The sequence below is a fragment of the Kitasatospora sp. NBC_01300 genome (assembly GCF_041435235.1).
Lineage (GTDB): Bacteria > Actinomycetota > Actinomycetes > Streptomycetales > Streptomycetaceae > Kitasatospora.
The window spans coordinates 2,587,501-2,606,215 of the sequence record NZ_CP108408.1; the positions used below are offsets into that span (position 1 = coordinate 2,587,501).

At 71.1% G+C, this 18,715-nt stretch carries 15 protein-coding genes (1 of these 15 cut by a window edge); 3 read left to right on the plus strand and 12 right to left on the minus strand.

The genetic code is table 11. From position 1 onward, the window contains the following. From OG556_RS11470 to OG556_RS11510, 9 genes are all read right to left on the minus strand, one after another. Positions 1-1,152: the 5' portion of a CoA-acylating methylmalonate-semialdehyde dehydrogenase gene (locus OG556_RS11470; protein ID WP_371516996.1), read on the minus strand. 372 nt of this gene lie to the left of the window's left edge; the window shows 1,152 of its 1,524 coding nt (coding positions 1-1,152); it begins with the start codon at positions 1,150-1,152; its stop codon lies beyond the left edge, outside the window. Between the two features lie 277 nt (positions 1,153-1,429). Continuing rightward, on the minus strand, positions 1,430-2,230 hold the full coding sequence (locus tag OG556_RS11475) for a nucleotidyl transferase AbiEii/AbiGii toxin family protein (protein WP_371516997.1): 801 nt from the start codon (positions 2,228-2,230) through the stop codon (positions 1,430-1,432). 70 nt (positions 2,231-2,300) lie between these two features. Further along, positions 2,301-2,732: a hypothetical protein gene (locus tag OG556_RS11480; RefSeq protein WP_371516998.1), complete on the minus strand. Its 432-nt coding sequence runs from the start codon at positions 2,730-2,732 to the stop codon at positions 2,301-2,303. Between the two features lie 170 nt (positions 2,733-2,902). Further along, positions 2,903-4,297 carry an NAD(P)/FAD-dependent oxidoreductase gene (locus tag OG556_RS11485; RefSeq protein WP_371516999.1) on the minus strand — a complete coding sequence of 465 codons (1,395 nt, stop codon included), beginning with the start codon at positions 4,295-4,297 and terminating at the stop codon, positions 2,903-2,905. 63 nt (positions 4,298-4,360) lie between these two features. After that, the gene (locus tag OG556_RS11490; protein ID WP_371517000.1) at positions 4,361-5,164 is read right to left on the minus strand and encodes an ABC transporter permease; all 804 of its coding nucleotides are present in this window, start codon (positions 5,162-5,164) and stop codon (positions 4,361-4,363) included. Further along, positions 5,164-6,093, minus strand: coding sequence for an ABC transporter permease (locus OG556_RS11495; RefSeq protein WP_350882859.1), 930 nt, complete (start codon positions 6,091-6,093; stop codon positions 5,164-5,166). Before OG556_RS11495 ends, OG556_RS11490 begins: the two co-directional genes overlap by 1 nt. Next, positions 6,090-7,232, minus strand: a complete 1,143-nt coding sequence (locus tag OG556_RS11500) for an ABC transporter ATP-binding protein (RefSeq protein ID WP_371517002.1) — start codon at positions 7,230-7,232, stop codon at positions 6,090-6,092. Before OG556_RS11500 ends, OG556_RS11495 begins: the two co-directional genes overlap by 4 nt. 46 nt (positions 7,233-7,278) lie before the next feature. Then, positions 7,279-8,529, minus strand: coding sequence for a PotD/PotF family extracellular solute-binding protein (locus OG556_RS11505; protein ID WP_371517003.1), 1,251 nt, complete (start codon positions 8,527-8,529; stop codon positions 7,279-7,281). Positions 8,530-8,596: 67 nt separating this feature from the next. Continuing rightward, complete coding sequence (locus tag OG556_RS11510) at positions 8,597-10,108, minus strand: gamma-aminobutyraldehyde dehydrogenase (RefSeq protein ID WP_371517004.1); 1,512 nt, start codon at positions 10,106-10,108, stop codon at positions 8,597-8,599. A gap of 356 nt (positions 10,109-10,464) precedes the next feature. Here OG556_RS11510 and OG556_RS11515 point away from each other — a divergent pair, with 356 nt between their 5' ends. Further along, on the plus strand, positions 10,465-12,120 hold the full coding sequence (locus OG556_RS11515) for a PucR family transcriptional regulator (RefSeq protein ID WP_371517005.1): 1,656 nt from the start codon (positions 10,465-10,467) through the stop codon (positions 12,118-12,120). A gap of 18 nt (positions 12,121-12,138) precedes the next feature. Here the strand turns inward: OG556_RS11515 and OG556_RS11520 are convergent, their stop codons facing one another. The 3 genes from OG556_RS11520 to OG556_RS11530 form a co-directional block, all read right to left on the minus strand. After that, complete coding sequence (locus tag OG556_RS11520) at positions 12,139-13,338, minus strand: spermidine/putrescine ABC transporter substrate-binding protein (RefSeq protein ID WP_063347658.1); 1,200 nt, start codon at positions 13,336-13,338, stop codon at positions 12,139-12,141. 68 nt (positions 13,339-13,406) lie between these two features. Then, positions 13,407-14,765 (minus strand): aspartate aminotransferase family protein, encoded by a 1,359-nt coding sequence (locus OG556_RS11525; protein ID WP_371517006.1) that lies wholly within the window; start codon positions 14,763-14,765, stop codon positions 13,407-13,409. A 221-nt stretch (positions 14,766-14,986) separates the two neighbouring features. Then, positions 14,987-16,432, minus strand: a complete 1,446-nt coding sequence (locus OG556_RS11530) for a gamma-aminobutyraldehyde dehydrogenase (protein WP_371517007.1) — start codon at positions 16,430-16,432, stop codon at positions 14,987-14,989. A gap of 301 nt (positions 16,433-16,733) precedes the next feature. Here OG556_RS11530 and OG556_RS11535 point away from each other — a divergent pair, with 301 nt between their 5' ends. Both OG556_RS11535 and OG556_RS11540 read left to right on the plus strand, forming a co-directional pair. Beyond that, positions 16,734-17,207 carry an Lrp/AsnC family transcriptional regulator gene (locus tag OG556_RS11535; RefSeq protein WP_030243538.1) on the plus strand — a complete coding sequence of 158 codons (474 nt, stop codon included), beginning with the start codon at positions 16,734-16,736 and terminating at the stop codon, positions 17,205-17,207. Beyond that, complete coding sequence (locus OG556_RS11540) at positions 17,204-18,598, plus strand: aspartate aminotransferase family protein (protein ID WP_350882875.1); 1,395 nt, start codon at positions 17,204-17,206, stop codon at positions 18,596-18,598. Before OG556_RS11535 ends, OG556_RS11540 begins: the two co-directional genes overlap by 4 nt. Positions 18,599-18,715: the final 117 nt, after the last annotated feature.

The window sequence follows — 18,715 nt, forward strand, 5'->3', positions numbered from 1 at the left end:
CGGCTTCACGTGGTCGAACAGGGTGGGGCCGAGCCAGAAGCCGTCCGAGGTCGGGGCGCCGTTCTCGTCCTCGGCGGTGACCGGGTGCTTGCGGCCGTCCACGGCGAGCTCGGCGCCGTCGGCGACCCCGGACTCGACGTAGGAGGTGACCTTGTCGCGGTGCTGGCCGGTGACCAGCGGGCCCATCTCGGAGTCGCCGTTGCAGCCGGGGCCGACCTTCAGGGTGGCGATCCGCTGCTTGATCTTGTCGACCAGCTCGTCGCCGATCGGGTCGACCGCGACCAGGACGGACACGGCCATGCAGCGCTCGCCGGCCGCGCCGAAGCCCGCGTTGACGGCGGCGTCGGCGGCCAGGTCGAGGTCGGCGTCGGGCAGGACCAGCATGTGGTTCTTGGCGCCGCCCAGGGCCTGCACGCGCTTGCCGTAGCGCGTACCGGTCTCGTAGACGTAGCGGGCGATCGGGGTGGAGCCGACGAAGCTGACGGACTTGACGTCCGGGTGCTCCAGCAGGCGGTCCACGGCGGCCTTGTCGCCGTGCACGACGTTGAAGACGCCGTCCGGCAGGCCGGCCTCCTTCCACAGCCCGGCGAGGAAGTTGGCGGCGGACGGATCCTTCTCCGAAGGCTTCAGGACGACGGTGTTGCCCGCCGCGATGGCGATCGGGAAGAACCACATCGGCACCATGGCCGGGAAGTTGAACGGCGAGATGATCGCGACCGGGCCGAGCGGCTGGCGGATCGAGTAGACGTCGACGCCGGTGGAGGCCTGCTCGGTGAAGCCGCCCTTGACGAGCTGCGGGATGCCGCAGGCGTACTCGACGACCTCCAGGCCGCGGGCGATCTCGCCGAGCGCGTCGGAGTGGACCTTGCCGTGCTCGGACACGATGATCGCGGCCAGCTCGTCGCGGCGGGCGTTCAGCAGCTCGCGGAAGGCGAACAGCACGGTGGTGCGCTTGGCGACCGAGGCGGTGCGCCACTCGGCGAAGGCCGAGGCGGCGGCGGCCACGGCCTGGTCGACCTCGGCGATCCCGGCGAAGTCGACCTGGCCGGCGACCTGGCCGGTGGCCGGGTCGAAGATGTCACCGCGGCGGGGCGCCGCGCCGGCGGTGGCGACGGGCTCGCCGCCGATCCAGTGAGTGATGTGCTTGCTCAAGTCCGTCTGCCTCCGAAGTCCCGGGCGGCGTCCTGCCGCCGGTCCTGTCTGGCGCCGCCCGCGAGTGGGCCGGGCGACGGGATTCACGGGGCTACCGCGTTCGTCTCCAGTCTGGTGGCCGCCGCGCCAGGCCTCAACGAACAGGCTGACGGGGATCACGGATTCAGCCTTACAGGTCGTCCGGTTGCTCGGCCGAACGCGTGAGAGAGCACAAACGTGCGAGAGACCACGAACGTGTAAAGCCGGACCCGCAAGGCGAACCACCGCCACCCCGCGTTCAGGACTCCTCGTCCTCCAGGTACGGGTCGTGCAGACCGTCGGCCGCCTCCTGGGTCTCCAGCAGGTCCAGCCGCAGGTCCTGGGCCCAGGCGAGCGCCCACCGCTTCAGCCCGCCGACCGCTCGTGCCGCGACACCCCGGGCCCGGAACCGGCCGTCCGCCGCCTCGGCCAGCGTCTCCAGCCGGTCGGCGAGCGCCGCAGGCTGGAAGTCCGCGTCCAATTCGGCTGCCAGCGCGAGGAGTTCGCCCTCGCGGTAGCAGTCGGTGAGGGCGTGCACGTCGACCAGGTCCCGTGGCATGCCGCGGTCCACCAGCAGCGCGGTGGTGAGCGCGGCGGCGTCCTCCAGGGCGACGACCGGCAGGACCACCGGCAGGACGACTGGCAGCGCCACCGGCAGGACTGCCGCCGGCTCGCCGGGCGGGGGCACGGCAAGGTCGAAGCGCACCGGCCGGTGGGCCAGCGGCTCCTTCCGCAGCTCCACCGAGTGCGACCGCCCGCCGAGCGCGAGCCGGACGGTGAGCTGCTCCAGCCGCGGCGTGCCCGGGCGTTCGGCGACCCCGCCGCCGGCCGCGCGGTAGGCCTCGCCCAGCGCGGCGGCCACCTCCGGCAGGTCGGCCCCGCCGGTCACCAGGGTGAGTCCGTCCTGCGGGCAGGCCGCGACGCCGTGGGCGCGCAGCGCGTGCCCGCCGGCCAGGGCGAGCCCGTACCGGTCGCAGACGGGGGCCGCCAGTGCGGCGAGGCGCAGCTGGGCCGGGCCCGGTCGAAGGGGCGCGTCGACGGCGTCCGGGGCGGTGGTCACGTTTCCAGTCTGACGCGACCGCCCGCCCCGCGCGCCACCGCCGGCCGGGGCCGGGGCCCGGACCGGGGGGTCACCAGCCGCTGAGCCCGGCCGCGGCCTCGTGCAGGGCGAGCTCCAGCAGCACCGGGTCGTTGAGCCGTCCGGAGCCGTCGGGCTGGACCAGCCAGCGCACCCCGCGGCTGCGGCGCTCGGGGTGCGGGACGACGATCCAGGTGCCCTCCCCCGCGCTGCGCACGCCGGTGCCGATCCAGCGGGCGGCGGTGCCGACGGGGACCAGGAAGCTGACGTGCTCGTCCCCGAAGTCGGCGAGGACGGGGCCGCAGGAGCCGGTGTCCAGGATCTCCAGGGCCGGGCGCCCGAGCCGTCCGGGGACGGAGAGGACGTCCCAGCGGCGGCCGGCCGGTAGCAGCATCAGCCCCAGCCCGGTGCGCTCCCATTGCTCCCGGAAGGCCTCCGGGTCCGGTGCCACCTGGGCGAGCCAGTGCAGTCCGGTGCTCTCCATGTCTGTCCCCGCTTCTTGCCGCTGGTTCCGGTCGGGTCGTCCTGGTCGGGACGCGGCGGGAAGACCGAGACCCGCCGTCACCAAGGAGAGGCGGACGGCGGGTCTCTCTTACACGGATAACACGGATGACACGGATACCGCGGATACCGCGGATACCGCGGACAACGAGGTCAGCTGTCGAAGCCGAGCCCCATGCGGTCGAGCGTGCGCAGCCAGAGGTTGCGGTGGCCGCCGTTGCGGTCCGCGCGCTCCAGCGAGCGGGTGGTGATCTCGATCCCGGCCCAGCGCACCGGCTCGGGCGGGAACGGCAGCGGCTTGCTGCGCACCATGTCCAGCGAGGTGCGCTCGGTGCGCTCGCCGGACAGCAGGTCGAGCATCACCTCGGCGCCGAAGCGCGTCGCGCCGACGCCGAGCCCGGTGTACCCGGCCGCGTACGCGACCTTGCCCCGGTAGGCGGTGTCGAAGAACGCCGAGAACCGGCTGCAGGTGTCGATGGCGCCGCCCCAGGCGTTGGTGAAGCGCAGGCCCTCCAGCTGCGGGAAGCAGCGGAAGAAGTGGTTCGCCAGCGTGCGGAAGGTCTCCGGCCGCTGGTCGTACTCGTGCCGGACGTGGCCGCCGTAGTGGTAGACGGCGTCGTAGCCGCCCCACAGGATCCGGTTGTCGGCGGAGAGCCGGAAGTAGTGGAACTTGTTGGCGCTGTCGCCGAGTCCCTGCCGGCCGCGCCAGCCGATCGCGGCGAGCTGCTCGTCGCTGAGCGGCTCGGTCATCAGCGCGTAGTCGTACACCGGCACGACGAACGGCCGGACCCTCTTGACCAGCGACGGGAACACGTTGGTACCGAGTGCGACGCGCCGGGCGAAGACCCGTCCGTACGGGGTGCGGACGGCCATGCCGCTGCCGTACTCCCGCAGGTCGGTGGCCCGGGTGTGCTCGAAGATCCGCACGCCCTGGCCGAGGCAGGCGTCCCGCAGGCCCCAGGCGAGCTTGGCGGGGTGGACCATCGCCACGCCCTCCTTGTCCCAGAGGCCGCCGAGGAAGGTCGGCGAGTCGACCTCGGCGCGCAGCTCGTCGGCGTCCAGGACGGTGATGTCGAAGCCGTACCGGGCGACGGCCTCGGCGATCTCGTGGAGTTCCTCGACCTGGTGCGGCTGGGTGGCGACGTCGATCTCGCCGGTGCGCTCCCACTCGGCGTCGATGCCGTAGCGCTTGAGGGTGGCCTCGATGCCGTCCAGGTTGGCGGCACCGAGGCGTTCCAGCTGGGCGAGTTCGGCGGGCCAGCGTTGCAGGCCGTTGCCGAAGCCGTGGGTGAGGCTGGCCGCGCAGAATCCGCCGTTGCGCCCGGACGCGGCCCACCCGACCTCGTTGCCCTCGACCAGCACGACGTCCAGCGAGGGGTCGCGTTCCTTGGCGATGAGGGCGGTCCAGAGGCCGGAGTAGCCGCCGCCGACGACCAGCAGGTCGCAGGTGGTGTCGCCGACCAGGGCGGGCAGTGCCGCCGGCCGCCCCGGGTCCTCCAGCCAGAAGGGGGTGGGCCTGGCGTCACTGAGTGCGCGGGCGGAGTCCATGCATTATCAGCCACTTTCTGTACTTAGGCGATGGTTTGTTCGGCCACCACACCCGACCGTACGTCAGGCGGTGGCCTTCCGGCGGTTGCCCAGCCACTGGCCGGCGACGGTCAGCGCGACGGCGGCGATGAACATCGCGGTGCCGATGACGTTCACCTGTACCGGGATGCCGCGCTGCGACGCGCCCCAGACGAACATCGGGAAGGTGACCGTGGTCGGGCCCGAGTTGAACTGGGTGATGATGAAGTCGTCGAAGGAGAGCGCGAAGCTGAGCAGCGCTCCCGCCGCGATGCCGGGGGCGGCCAGCGGCAGGGTGACCCGCAGGAAGGTCTGGGTGGGGGTCGCGTAGAGGTCCTGGGCGGCCTGTTCGAGCCTCGGGTCCATGCTCATCACGCGGGCCTTGACGGCCGTCACCACGAAGCTGAGGCAGAACATGATGTGCGCGATGAGGATGGTGGTGAAGCCGAACGGGATGCGCATGTTGAGGAACAGCGTCCCGAGCGAGGCGGCCATGACCACCTCGGGCATGGCCATCGGCAGGAAGATCATCGCGGTGGTGGCCGAGCGGCCGCGGAAGCGGTAGCGGGCCAGCGCGAAGGCGACCATGGTGCCGAGCACGGTGGCGCCGATGGTGGCGAGCACCGCGATCTGCAGGCTGAGCGAGAGCGACTGGCACATGTCGGCCACGCCGCAGGGGTTGGTCCAGGCGTCGGTGGAGAACTCGTTCCACTCGTAGTTGAACTTGCCGACCGGCTTGTTGAACGAGAAGGCGAGCACGACCAGGTTGGGCAGCACCAGGTAGGCGAGGGCCAGCAGGCCGGCCAGCACCACCAGGTGGGCGCGTATCCACTTGGTAATCCGGGACATCAGACCAGTTCCTCCGTCCCGGCCTTGCGCATGTAGACCGTCACCATGCCCAGGATCAGGGCCATCAGGATGAAGCTCAGTGCGGCAGCCGTGGGGTAGTCGAGCACGTTCAGGAACTGCTTCTGGATGCCGTTGCCGACCATCTGCTCGCTCGGCGAGCCCAGCAGCTGGGCGTTGATGTAGTCGCCGGAGGCCGGGATGAAGGTGAGCAGGGTGCCGGCGACCACCCCGGGCAGCGAGATCGGGAAGGTGACCTTGCGGAAGGTGGTGAACGGCCGGGCGTACAGGTCGCCGGCCGCCTCGTGCAGGCGGGGGTCGATCCGCTCCAGCGAGGTGTACAGCGGAAGGATCATGAACGGCAGGAAGTTGTAGGTGAGACCGCAGACCACGGCGAGCGGCGTGGCGAGCACCCGGTCGCCGGAGGTGAGGCCGAGCGCGTTGGTGACGTCCAGGACGTGCAGGGTGTTGAGCACTCCGACCACCGGCCCGCCGTCGGACAGGATGGTCTTCCAGGCCAGCGTGCGGATCAGGAAGCTGGTGAAGAACGGCGCGATGACCAGGATCAGGATGACGTTGCGCCAGCGCTTGCTGGCCTTGAAGGCGATCGTGTACGCGAGCGGGTAGCCGACGGCCAGGCAGAGCACGGTGGCGATGCCCGCGTAGGAGAACGAGCGGACGAAGTGCCACTTGTACTCGACCAGGGCGTCCCAGTAGGTCGCGAGGTGCCAGGTGACCTTGAAGCCCGCCTCGAGCGAGCCGGTCTGCAGCGAGGTGGACGCCTGGTAGACCATCGGGACGGCGAAGAAGACGACGAGCCAGGCGATGCCGGGCAGCAGCAGCCAGTACGCGGTGAGCTTGCGCTTCGGCTTCCGCGCCGGTTCCGCGAGCGGTATGACCTGTGACGGGGCGGCCGGGGTGGTGGTGGTCATGCGGCCTCCTCCGCGGTGCCCGCGTCGATCGCCTGCGCGGCGTCCAGGGCGAAGGAGTGCGCCGGGTTCCAGTGCAGCAGGACGGGCGCGCCGGGGACGATCCGGGCGTCGCGCTCCATGTTCTGCTCGAAGACGGTGACCTCCTGGCCGCCGTCGGTGCGCACCACGTACTGGGTGGAGACGCCGATGAAGCTGGAGTCGAGGACGGTGCCGGCCAGCCGGTTGCGGCCGTCGGCGACCTCGGCGGAGGCGTGCGCGATGGTGATCTTCTCCGGGCGCACGCCCAGGTGGACCTGCCTGGCCTCGGTGGCGCAGCGCGCCTTGGGCACGGCGAGGCGGACGCCGGCCGCGCTGAGCAGCAGGTCGCCGCCGTCGCTGCCGGTGACCTCGGCGGGCAGCAGGTTGGACTGGCCGAGGAAGTTGGCCACGAAGGTGGTGGCGGGGTTCTCGTACAGCTCGGCGGGGGCGCCCAGTTGCTCGACCCGGCCGCCGTTCATCACCGCGATGGTGTCGGCCATCGTCATGGCCTCCTCCTGGTCGTGGGTGACGTGCACGAAGGTGATGCCGACCTCGGTCTGGATCCGCTTGAGCTCCAGCTGCATCTGGCGGCGGAGCTTGAGGTCGAGCGCGCCGAGCGGCTCGTCGAGGAGCAGCACCTGGGGGTGGTTGATCAGGGCGCGGGCGACGGCGACGCGCTGCTGCTGGCCGCCGGAGAGCTGGTGCGGCTTGCGCCGGGCGTACTGGCCGAGTTCGACCAGCTCCAGCATCTCCTCGACCTGCTTCTTGACGTCCTTGCGGCCGCGGCGGCGCAGGCCGAAGGCGACGTTCTCGAAGATGTCGAGGTGCGGGAAGAGCGCGTAGCTCTGGAAGACGGTGTTCACCGGCCGCTTGTACGGGGGCAGGGCGGTGACGTCCTGGCCGCCGATCAGGACGGTGCCGCTGGTGGGCTCCTCCAGGCCCGCGATCATGCGCAGGGTGGTGGTCTTGCCGCAGCCGGAGGCGCCGAGCAGGGCGAAGAAGGAGCCCTGCGGGACGGTGAGGTCGAGCGGGTGGACGGCGGTGAAGGCGCCGTAGGTCTTGCCGATGCCGCTGAGGCGGACGTCGCCGCCGGCGGCCGCGTCGCGCTGCTGGTCTGTCATGGGTGTCTTCCTGGGTTCTCTGCCGGGAGTGGGCCGCGCGTGGGGGTCAGGCGCCGATGAGCTTGGAGAACTTCTGCTCGAAGTCGCTCTCCTCGGTCTCGGTGAGGGTGCGGAACACGTGCGACTTGGCCGCCATCTCTGGGGTGGGTACGACCAGCGGGTTGGCCGCGCTGTCCGGGGCGAGGGTGGCGAGCTCGTCCTTCATCCCGGTCACGGCGGAGACGAAGCCGATGCCCGCGACCAGCTGCGCCGCGATCTTCGGCTGATAGTAGAAGTCGATCAGCTTTTCCGCGTTCGCCTTGTGCTGCGCCCGGGCTGGGACCAGCATGTTGTCCGTCGAGGAGACGTAGCCCTTCTCCGGGATGACGAACTCGATGTCCGGGTTGTCGGCGCGCAGTTGGATCAGGTCGCCGCCCCAGGCGACGCAGGCCGCGATGTCGCCGGAGGACAGCTCCTGGCCGTAGTCGTTGCCGGTGAAGCGGCGGATCTGCTTGCTGTCGACGCCCTTCTGCAGCCGGGCGACGGCGGCGTCGTAGTCGTCGGCGGTGAACTTCGCCGGGTCCTTGCCCAGGTCCAGCAGGGTGATCCCGATGCTGTCGCGCATCTCGGAGAGGAAGGTGACCCGGCCCTTGAGGTCGGGGTCGTCCAGCAGTTGGGAGACGCTGGTGACCTCCTTCCCCTTGGTCGCCTTCTTGTTGTAGGCGATGACGACCTGGATGCCGGCCCACGGGTAGGAGTACAGCCGGCCCGGGTCCCAGTCGGGGGCGCGGAAGCGGGAGTCGATGGTGGTGATCGCGGTGGTGACGTTCGCCGGGTTGAGCTTCTGCGCCCAGCCGAGCCGGATCAGCCGGGCGGCCATCCAGTCGGTGAGGACCATCAGGTCGCGGCCGGTGTCCTGGCCGGCCGCGAGCTGCGGCTTGACCTTGCCGAAGAACTCGACGTTGTCGTTGACGTCCTCGTTGTACCTGACCTTGACGCCGGTGGCCGCGGTGAAGGCGTCCAGGGTCCCGTGCTTCTGCTTGTCCTTCTCGTCGGTGTCGATGTACAGCGGCCAGTTGGAGAAGTTGACCACCTTCTCGGTGTCCGAGAGGTCCTTGGCGGCGTTGGCGGTCGAGTCGCCGCCGGCGGTCCTGGCCGCCGGGATCCCGCAGGCGGCCAGCGTGCCCGCACCGGCGCTCAGCGCGGCGGCCCGCAGCAGGGTGCGGCGGCCGATCGCGGCCCGGCCGCTGGTCAGGCTGCGTTCCCAGGCCTTGCGGACCGGTTCGGGCAGACCGTCGGTGAACTCGTTGAACGCCATGGAACGGGCCTCCTGGGGGTAAGAGGTCGAATCGGGGCGCCCTGGGGGCGGCGCCCCTGGGCAGGGGTTATCTGTCTCCGAAGACGGTGCGGTGCCAGTCCTTGCGGGCGACCGCGGTGGTGTCGAACATGACGTGCTTGACCTGGGTGTACTCGTCCAGCGAGTACTGGGACATGTCCTTGCCGTAGCCGGACGCCTTGTAGCCGCCGTGCGGCATCTCGCTGATGATCGGGATGTGGTCGTTGACCCAGACGCACCCGGCCGCGATCTCCCGGGTGGCGCGCAGCGAGCGGTGCACGTTGCCCGTCCAGGCGGAGGCGGCCAGGCCGTAGGGGGTGTCGTTGGCCAGCCGCAGGCCCTCGTCGTCGGTGTCGAAGGGCAGCACGACCAGCACCGGGCCGAAGATCTCGCCCTGGACCACCTCGCTGTCCTGGGCGGCGCCGGTGATCAGGGTGGGCGCGTAGTACGCGCCGCGGGTGAGGTCGGTGCCGTCGTGGCCCTTCTCCGGCGCGCGGCCGCCGGTGACCACGGTGGCGTAGGAGCGGGCGCGTTCGACGAAGCCGGCCACCCGGTCCCGGTGGGTGTACGAGACCAGCGGGCCGAGGTCGGTGTGCGGGTTGAGCGGGTCGCCGATCCGGATCGCGGCGTACAGCTCGGCCACGCCGGCCACGAACGCGTCGTACAGCGGGCGCTGGACGTACGCGCGGGTGGCGGCGGTGCAGTCCTGGCCGCCGTTGATCAGCGAGGCGGCGACCGCGCCGTGCACGGCGGCGTCGAGGTCGGCGTCGTCGAAGACCACGAACGGGGCCTTGCCGCCGAGCTCCAGGTGGGTGCGCTTGACGCTCGCGGTGGCGAGTTCGGCGACCCTGCGGCCGACCGGGGTGGAGCCGGTGAAGGACACCATGGCGACGTCCGGGTGCGCGACCAGGTGCTCGCCGGTGGTGCGTCCGGCGCCGGTGACCACGTTGACCACGCCGTCCGGGATACCCGCCTCGGTGCAGGCCCGGGCGAACATCAGCGAGGTGAGCGGGGTCAGCTCGGACGGCTTGAGCACGATGGTGTTGCCCGCCGCGATCGCCGGCAGGACCTTCCAGGCGGCCATCTGCAGCGGGTAGTTCCACGGCGAGATCGAGCCGACCACGCCGATCGCCTCGCGGCGCACGTAGGAGGTGTGGTCGCCGGAGTACTCGCCGGCCGCCTTGCCCTCCAGGTTGCGGGCGGCGCCGGCGAAGAACGCCACGTTGTCGATGGTGCCGGGGACGTCGAACTCGGTGGCCAGCTTGACCGGCTTGCCGGTCTGCGCGGTCTCCACCCGGGCGAGGTCGGCGCTCGCCGAGGCCAGGACGGCGGCCAGTGCGGTCAGCGCCTCGGAGCGGGCACCGGGGGTGGCGCGGGACCAGCCGGGCAGGGCCGCCTTCGCGGCGGCCACGGCCGCGTCGACGTCGCCGGTGGTGGCCAGGGCGACCTGCTCGACCACGCTGCCGTCCGCGGGGTTGACGACCTGGAAGGGCTCGCCGCTCCCCCGGGTCTGACGGCCCGCGATGTACTGCGCGCCCGCGCCGAAGTCGGTCAGGTCCATCTGGTTCCTCCAAGTGCCGGTGGGTCGACTGCCACCGCGATTCTCACGGTTGTGCGGTGGGGAAATCCGACCGGCTGATCACCGGGGTTGCGCGATCCTGGCAGTCCGGCGGACTCCGGACAAGGGATTCCGCTGTTGCATTCCGGCAACGCGATGGATTCCGGCGTGAGGTCTGTTTTTCGCCACAGCCGACCCGCTGACCATGCCCGCTGCCGCCCCGGCGTGACAAGGGTCACTGCGACAACCTCGGCGGGTAGGGCCTTACAGGGTGCAAGGGTTCACCGAGGGCGACAGGTCGTCGCCGCGATGGATGATTTACCTGACACTCTGGTCCCTCAAGGCCCTGGAGGCCCGCGATGCTCCCCACCGTCGCCCGCGTGCTCGACCTGGAGGTGATGCGGCGCGGCCTGCCCCAGGTCGTCGCCGGCGCCGACCACCTGGAGCGGCCCGTCCGCTGGGTCCACGTGAGCGAACTGCCCGACGTCGCCGGGATGCTCCAGGGCGGCGAACTGGTGCTCACCACCGGCATCGCGCTGCCCGACGACCGCGAGGGCCTGGCCCGCTACGTCCGCGAACTGGACGAGGTGGGGGTCGCCGGCCTGGTCGTCGAGTACGGCCGGCGCTACTTCGACTCGCTGCCCCGCGCCCTGGTGCACGCCGCCGAACAACGCGGCCTGCCGCTGATCACGCTCCGCCGCGAGCTGCGCTTCGTCGCCGTCACCGAGGCCGTGCACGCGCTGGTGGTCAACGCCCAGCTGGAGCAGCTGCGCACCTCCGAGGCCGTCCACCAGGTGTTCAACGAGCTGGTGGTGGAGGGCGCCGAGCCGCCCGAGGTGATCCGCCAGGTGGCCCGGATGGCGGGCGCGCCGGTCGTCCTGGAGAACCTCGCGCACCAGGTGCTCGCCCACGACACCGCCGGCCGCCCGGAGGTCGAACTGCTGGAGGACTGGGAGCGCCGCTCCCGCGGGGTCCGCCCGCCCGGCCGCACCGGGCACGACCCGCGCAGCGGCTGGCTGGTGACCACGGTCGGCGCCCGCGGCCAGGACTGGGGCCGGCTGGTCCTGGTGCAGGATCCGGGCCCGCTGCCCGAGAACGAGGCCCACCCGCACACCATGCTGCTGGAGCGCGGCGCCTCCGCGCTGGCGCTCAACCGGCTGGTGGTGCGCGACCGGGAGAGCCTGGAGCGGCAGACCCACCGCACCCTGCTGTCCGGCATCCTCACCCACGCGCTGACCGTCTCCGAGGTGGCCCTGCGCGCCCAGGCGCTCGGCGTCCCGCTGGAGGGCCGCCGGCTGGTCGGGGTGGTGCTGCGGCAGCGGCGCGGCCCGATCCCGGCCGCCCTGGAGGCGCAGGCCCGGCTGCGCGACTTCACCGAGCTCGCCGCGGGGGCCGTCCGGGCCTGCCGGCTCTCCGCCCTGGTCGGCGCGCTGGACGACGAGGGCGTCGGCGTGCTGATCACGCTCGGCACCCAGCAGGACGAGCACGCCGCCCTGGACGCCTTCTCGGCCACGCTGCGCCGGATGTCGGCCGAGGCCGGCCGGGACGACGCCGCCGCCGCACCGGCCCCCGTGGTCGCGGTCGGCTCCTCGGTCGGCTCCGTCCGGGACGCCCGGCGCACCCTGCTGGAGGCCACCCAGGTCGCCGACGCGGCCCTGCACGACGCGCCCGGCGGCCGGGCCGCCTCGTACTACCGGCTGCCGGACGTCCGGCTGCGCGGCCTGCTCCACCTGCTGCGCGACGACGCCCGGCTGCAGACCTACGTGGAACGGGAGCTCGGGCCCCTGCTGGCCCACGACGCCGAGCACAACGGCCAGTTGGTGCAGATGCTGCGGATCTACCTGGAGCAGGGCCGGAACAAGTCGGCGGCGGCCGACGCCGCGCACCTGTCCCGGCCGTCCTTCTACGACCGCCTGCACAAGGTCGAGCGGATCCTCGGCGTCGACCTCGACCAGGTGGAGTCCTGTCTCTCCCTGCACGTGGCACTGCTCGCCCTGGACGCCGTCCGCCGCTGACCGCCGCACGCCGGCGGCCTACACGCCGGTGATGCGCCCCCAGACCTTGTGCAGTTCGGGCCGCTCCGCCGAGGTGACGTCGCGCATGGTGTGCAGCCGGGCGCGCATCTCGTCGGTCGGGAAGAGCAGCGGGTTCTCCGCCAGTTCGGCCTTGTCCTTGTCGCCACTGGCCGCCAGCACCTCGCGGGCGGCCGGCACCGGGCAGATGTACTGGACGAACGCGGCGAGTTCGGCGGCCACCTCGGGCTGGTAGTAGTGGTCGATCAGCAGCTCGGCGTTGCGCTTGTGCCGGGCCCGGTTGGGGATCATCAGGCTCTCCGCCCACAGCTCGCCGCCCTCCTGCGGCACCACGAACTCGATGTCCGGGTTCTGGGCGGTCAGTTGGACGGCGTCGCCGGAGTAGGCCTGGCAGGCGACGGCGGCGCCGGAGGCGAGGTCGCTGGTGTAGTCGTTGCCGGTGAAGCGGCGGATGTGGCCGGTGTCGACCATCTTCTGCACGGTGTCCATCGCCCGGTGCGCGTCGTCCTCGCCGAACCGGGAGACGTCCGCGCCCTGGGCGAGCATCAGCAGCCCGAGCGCCTCGTCCAGCCCGGCGAACAGGGTGACCCGGCCCTTGAGGTCGGGCGCCCAGAGGTCGGCGGTCGACTTCAGCTCCCGGCCGAGCGCCTTGCGGTTGTACGCGATGCCGGTGATCCCGGACTGCCAGGGCACGCTGCGCCGGCGCCCGGGGTCGAAGGCCGGGTCGGCGAGCTGCGGGTCCAGGTTGGCGGTGACGTTGGGCAGGTTGGCCCGGTCCATGGCCTGCACCCAGCCGAGCGAGACGTACCGGCCGGCCATCCAGTCGCTGACCACCATGAGGTCCCGGCCGGGGTCGGCGCCCTGGGTGAGCACCGGGCTGATCTTGCCGAAGAACTCGTCGTTGTCGTTGATGTCCTCGGTGTAGGTGACCGCGATGCCGGTCCGCTCGGTGAAGGCGTCCAGGGTCGGCCGGTGACCCTGGTCGTCGGTGTCGATGTACTGGGTCCAGTTGGAGAAGGCGAGCCGCTGCTCGCGGTCCGAGCGGTCCTGGACCGAGCGGCGGTCCTCGGCGACGTACGCGGACGGGATGCCGCAGCCGGTCAGCGTGCCGGCGCCGAGCAGCGCGGCCCCGCCGAGCACCGAACGCCGGCGGATCGTACGGGAGTTGTGGGGGCGGGTCGGGGTGGTGCTGCTGGGCATGGGGGAGGCCTCCGGAGCGTGGGACGGCCCCGGGCGTGCGCGACGCCCGGGGCCGTCCGGTCGGTACGTCAGACGGTGTGCGCGTCGGCGAGCGACAGCACCTCGTCGAGCACCGCGAGACCGGTCTTGGCCTCCTCCTCGGTGACGGTGCACGGCGGGACGACGTGGAGGCGGTTCATGTTGACGAACGGCCAGAGCCCGCGCTGCTTGCAGGCGGCGGCCAGCTCGGCCATCGGCGCGTTGGCGGCGCCGGCCGCGTTGTACGGGACCAGCGGCTCGCGGGTCCCGCGGTCCTTCACCAGGTCGAGCGCCCAGAACACGCCGAGGCCGCGGACCTCGCCGATCGAGGGGTGCCGCTCGGCCAGCTCCCGCAGGCCGGGGCCGAGCACGGTCTCGCCGATGTGCTTGGCGTTCTCGACGATGCCCTCCTCCGCCATGGCGGTGATGGTGGCGACGGCCGAGGCGCAGGCCAGCGGGTGGCCGGAGTAGGTGAGCCCGCCCGGGAACGCCCGCTCGGCGAAGGTGGCGGCGATCTCGGCGTTGATCGCCACGCCGCCCAGCGGGACGTAGCCCGAGTTGACGCCCTTGGCGAAGGTCAGCAGGTCCGGGGTGACACCCCAGTGGTCGGCGGCGAACCACTCGCCGGTCCGGCCGAAGCCCGCCATCACCTCGTCGAGGATGAACACGATGCCGAAGCGGTCGCAGATCTCCCGCACCCCGGCCAGGTAGCCCGCCGGCGGGATCAGGATGCCCGCGGTGCCGACCACGGTCTCCAGGATGATCGCCGCGATCGTCCCGGGGCCCTCGAAGGCGATCACCTGCTCCAGGTGCTCCAGCGCGCGCTCGCACTCCTGCGCCTCGTTCTCGGCGTGGAAGTTCGAGCGGTAGGCGTACGGGCCCCAGAAGTGCACCATGCCGGAGACGCCGGTCTCGTTGGCCCAGCGGCGCGGGTCGCCGGTGAGGGCGATCGCGTTGGCGGTGGCGCCGTGGTATGAGCGGTAGGCGGACATGACCTTCTGCCGGCCGGTGTGCAGCCGGGCCAGCCGGACGGCGTTCTCGACCGCCTCGGCGCCGCCGTTGGTGAAGAAGATCTTGTCGAGGTCGCCGGGGGTGCGCTCGGCGATCAGCCGGGCGGCCTCGCTGCGCGCCTCGACCGCGAAACCGGGGGCGATGGTGCAGAGCTTCGCCGCCTGCTCCTGGATCGCGGCGACCACCTTCGGGTGCTGGTGACCGATGTTGGTGTTGACCAGCTGCGAGGAGAAGTCGAGGTAGCGGTTGCCGTCGTAGTCCCAGAAGTACGAGCCCTCGGCGCCGGCCACCGCGAGGGGGTCGATCAGCGCCTGGGCGGACCACGAGTGGAAGACGTGCGCGCGGTCGGCGGCCTTGACCGCCTGGCCGGCGGCTGAGTCAGCGGTGGGGATGCTCATGCCGGTAAGGCTAGGGAGTCGCGGCCCCGAAGTGCAGTTTCATCTTGTCAGCCGGTCACGCGAACGGCCGACAGGATGCAAAGACACCGGGCCCGGGTCGAAAGGACCCGGGCCCATTGTCCGTTCACACGATGGACGTGCGATCAGAGCGCGGTCATACGGCGCTCGACCGCCACGACCCGCTGGATCGCGGTCATACAGCGCCCGACCGTCACGACCCGCTAGATCGCGGTCATGACGTGCTTCACCCGGGTGTAGTCCTCGAAGCCGTACGCGGAGAGGTCCTTGCCGTAGCCGGACTTCTTGAAGCCGCCGTGCGGCATCTCGGCGACCAGCGGGATGTGGGTGTTGATCCAGACGCAGCCGAAGTCCAGCCGGCGCGACATCCGCATGGCGCGGGCGTGGTCCTTGGTCCACACCGAGGAGGCCAGCGCGAACTCGACGCCGTTGGCGTAGTCGACGGCCTGGTCCTCGTCGGTGAACTTCTGCACGGTGATGACCGGGCCGAAGACCTCGTTCTGGATGATCTCGTCATCCTGCTGCAGGCCGGAGACGACGGTCGGGGCGTAGAAGTAGCCCTTCTCGCCGACCTGGTGGCCACCGGCCTCGACCTTGGCGTGGGCGGGCAGCCGCTCGATGAAGCCGGCCACCTGCTTCAGCTGGTTGGCGTTGTTCAGCGGGCCGTACAGCACGTCCTCGTCGTCCACGCCGCCGGTCTTGGTCTCGGCCGCGGCCTTGGCCAGCGCCTCGACGAAGGCGTCGTGGATCGACTCGTGTACCAGCACGCGGGTGGCCGCGGTGCAGTCCTGGCCGGCGTTGAAGTAGCCCGCGACCGAGATGCCCTCGACGGCCTCGGCGATGTCGGCGTCCTCGAAGACCACGACCGGGGCCTTGCCGCCCAGCTCCAGGTGGACGCGCTTGACGTCCTTGGAGGCGGACTCGGCGACCTGGATGCCGGCCCGGACCGAACCGGTGATGGAGGCCATCGCCGGGGTCTTGTGCTCGACCATCAGCCGGCCGGACTCGCGGTCGCCGCAGATCACGTTGAAGACGCCGGCCGGCAGCTCCAGGTCCTTGAGGACACCGCCGATGATCTCGGCGAGCAGGACGGTGGAGGCCGGGGTGGTGTCCGAGGGCTTCAGGACGACGGTGTTGCCCGCGGCGATGGCCGGGGCGAACTTCCAGACGGCCATCATCATCGGGTAGTTCCACGGCGCGACCTGGGCACAGACGCCGACCGGCTCGCGGCGGACGATCGAGGTCATCCCGTCCATGTACTCCCCGGCGGCCTTGCCCTCCAGCATGCGGGCGGCACCGGCGAAGAAGCGGATCTGGTCCACCATCGGACCGATCTCCTCCGAGAGGGTCAGCCCGCGCGGCTTGCCCGTGTTGCGGACCTCCGCCTCGACGAGCTCGTCGGCCCGGGCCTCGACCGCGTCGGCGATCTTGAGCAGCAGCTTCTGGCGGGTGCTCGGGGTGGCGTCGCGCCAGACCGGGAAGGCGGCGGCGGCCGAGGCCATGGCGGCGTCCACATCGGAGGCACCGGACAGCGGGGACGTCGCGTAGACCTCACCGGTGGTGGGGTCGACGATGTCGAGCGTGCGGCCGTCCGCCGCGTCGACGAACTCACCGTTGATGTAGTTGCGCAGCGTGCGAAGGTCGCTCACGGGGTCTCTCCTCGGTCTGGGCCTGCGGCGTTGCAGTTTCCGGCGCCATGGTACGTCGGCGGGTCCGGCGCACGAAGGGTGTCGGGTGGCCGGGCCCTGGACGGCGCGGTCCACTGGTTTGGGGGAACGCGCGCTGCGCTGCGGGGCTGCGCGCGTACCGTGCCAGGGTAGCCGCATGACTGCCGGTATCGACAGGTGCAGTACATGTAGGCGATGAAATCCGTACGCGGATTCCAAGATCACGACGAAATCAGCAGATTCCTCGCTTGCGAACAGGAGAACGATCAGGCACAGTGGCGGCGTGGCCAACCGCGACCGGAACGCGAGCGTTCCCCTCGATGCCGCCTCCAAGGCGATCATCGAGCAGCTCCAGGAGGACGGACGCCGCCCGTACGCCGCCATCGGCAAGGCCGTCGGCCTGTCCGAAGCGGCCGTGCGCCAGCGCGTCCAGAAGCTGCTCGACCAGGGCGTGATGCAGATCGTCGCCGTCACGGACCCGCTCACCGTCGGCTTCACCCGCCAGGCGATGGTCGGCATCCGGGTCGAGGGCGACATCGAGCCCGTCGCCGACGCGCTGGCCGCCCTCGACGAGGTCGACTACGTCGTCTGCACCGCAGGCTCGTTCGATCTCCTGGCCGAACTGGTCTGCGAGGACGACGAGCACCTGCTCGAACTGATCAACAAGCGCATCCGCGCGCTTCCCGGCGTGCGGAGCACCGAGAGCTTCGTCTACCTGAAGCTCCGGAAACAGACCTACACCTGGGGCACCCGATGACAGCCGACCCGGCGCAGAAGGACCTTTCCAAGACCGCCTACGACCACCTGTGGATGCACTTCACCCGCATGTCGTCGTACGAGAACTCCCCCGTGCCGACGATCGTCAAGGGCGAAGGCACCTACGTCTGGGACGACAAGGGCCGCAAGTACCTCGACGGCCTCGCCGGCCTGTTCGTCGTCCAGGCCGGCCACGGCCGCGAGGAGCTGGCCGAGGCCGCCGCCAAGCAGGCCAAGGAGCTCGCCTTCTTCCCGGTGTGGAGCTACGCCCACCCGAAGGCCGTCGAGCTGGCCGAGCGCCTGGCCAACTACGCCCCGGGCGACCTGAACAAGGTCTTCTTCTCCACCGGTGGCGGCGAGGCCGTCGAGACCGCCTGGAAGCTCGCCAAGCAGTACTTCAAGCTGACCGGCAAGCCGACCAAGTACAAGGTCATCTCGCGCGCCGTCGCCTACCACGGCACCCCGCAGGGCGCCCTGTCGATCACCGGCCTGCCGGGCCTGAAGGCCCCGTTCGAGCCGCTGGTGCCGGGCACCCACAAGGCCCCGAACACCAACATCTACCGCGCCCCCGCCTTCCTCGAAGGCCCGGACGGCACGGTCGACCCCGAGGCCTACGGCCGCTGGTGCGCCGACGAGATCGAGGTGGCCATCCTCAACGAGGGCGCCGAGACCGTCGCCGCCGTCTTCGTCGAGCCGGTGCAGAACGCCGGTGGCTGCTTCCCGCCGCCGCCCGGGTACTTCCAGCGCCTGCGCGAGATCTGCGACCGCCACGACGTGCTGCTGGTCTCGGACGAGGTCATCTGCGCCTTCGGCCGCCTGGGCACCATGTTCGGCGCCGACAAGTTCGGCTACCAGCCCGACATGATCACCTGCGCCAAGGGCATGACCTCGGGCTACTCCCCGATCGGCGCCACGATCATCTCGGACCGCCTCGCCGAGCCGTTCTACAAGGGCGACAACACCTTCCTGCACGGCTACACCTTCGGCGGCCACCCGGTCTCCTCCGCGGTGGCGCTGGCCAACCTCGACATCTTCGAGCGCGAGGGCCTGAACCAGAACGTCCTCGACAACGAGGCCGCGTTCCTGGGCACCCTGAACAAGCTGCGCGACCTGCCGATCGTCGGCGACGTCCGCGGCAACGGGTACTTCTACGGCATCGAGCTCGTGAAGGACAAGGTCACCAAGGAGTCGTTCAACGACGACGAGGTCGAGCGCGTCCTCTACGGCTTCCTGTCGAAGGCCCTCTTCGACAACGGCCTGTACTGCCGCGCCGACGACCGTGGCGACCCGGTCATCCAGCTGGCCCCGCCGCTGATCTCCAACCAGTCGACCTTCGACGAGATCGAGCAGATCCTGCGGACCAGCCTCACCGACGCGTGGGCGAAGATCTGACCCCCTGATCCTCCTTCCCCACCCTCCGCCGAAGGGCGGTCCCACTCCCCCGGGACCGCCCTTCGGCGTTTTTCCGGCGCTGCCGACCGATCAAACATGCCTGATTGCGGGTGATTT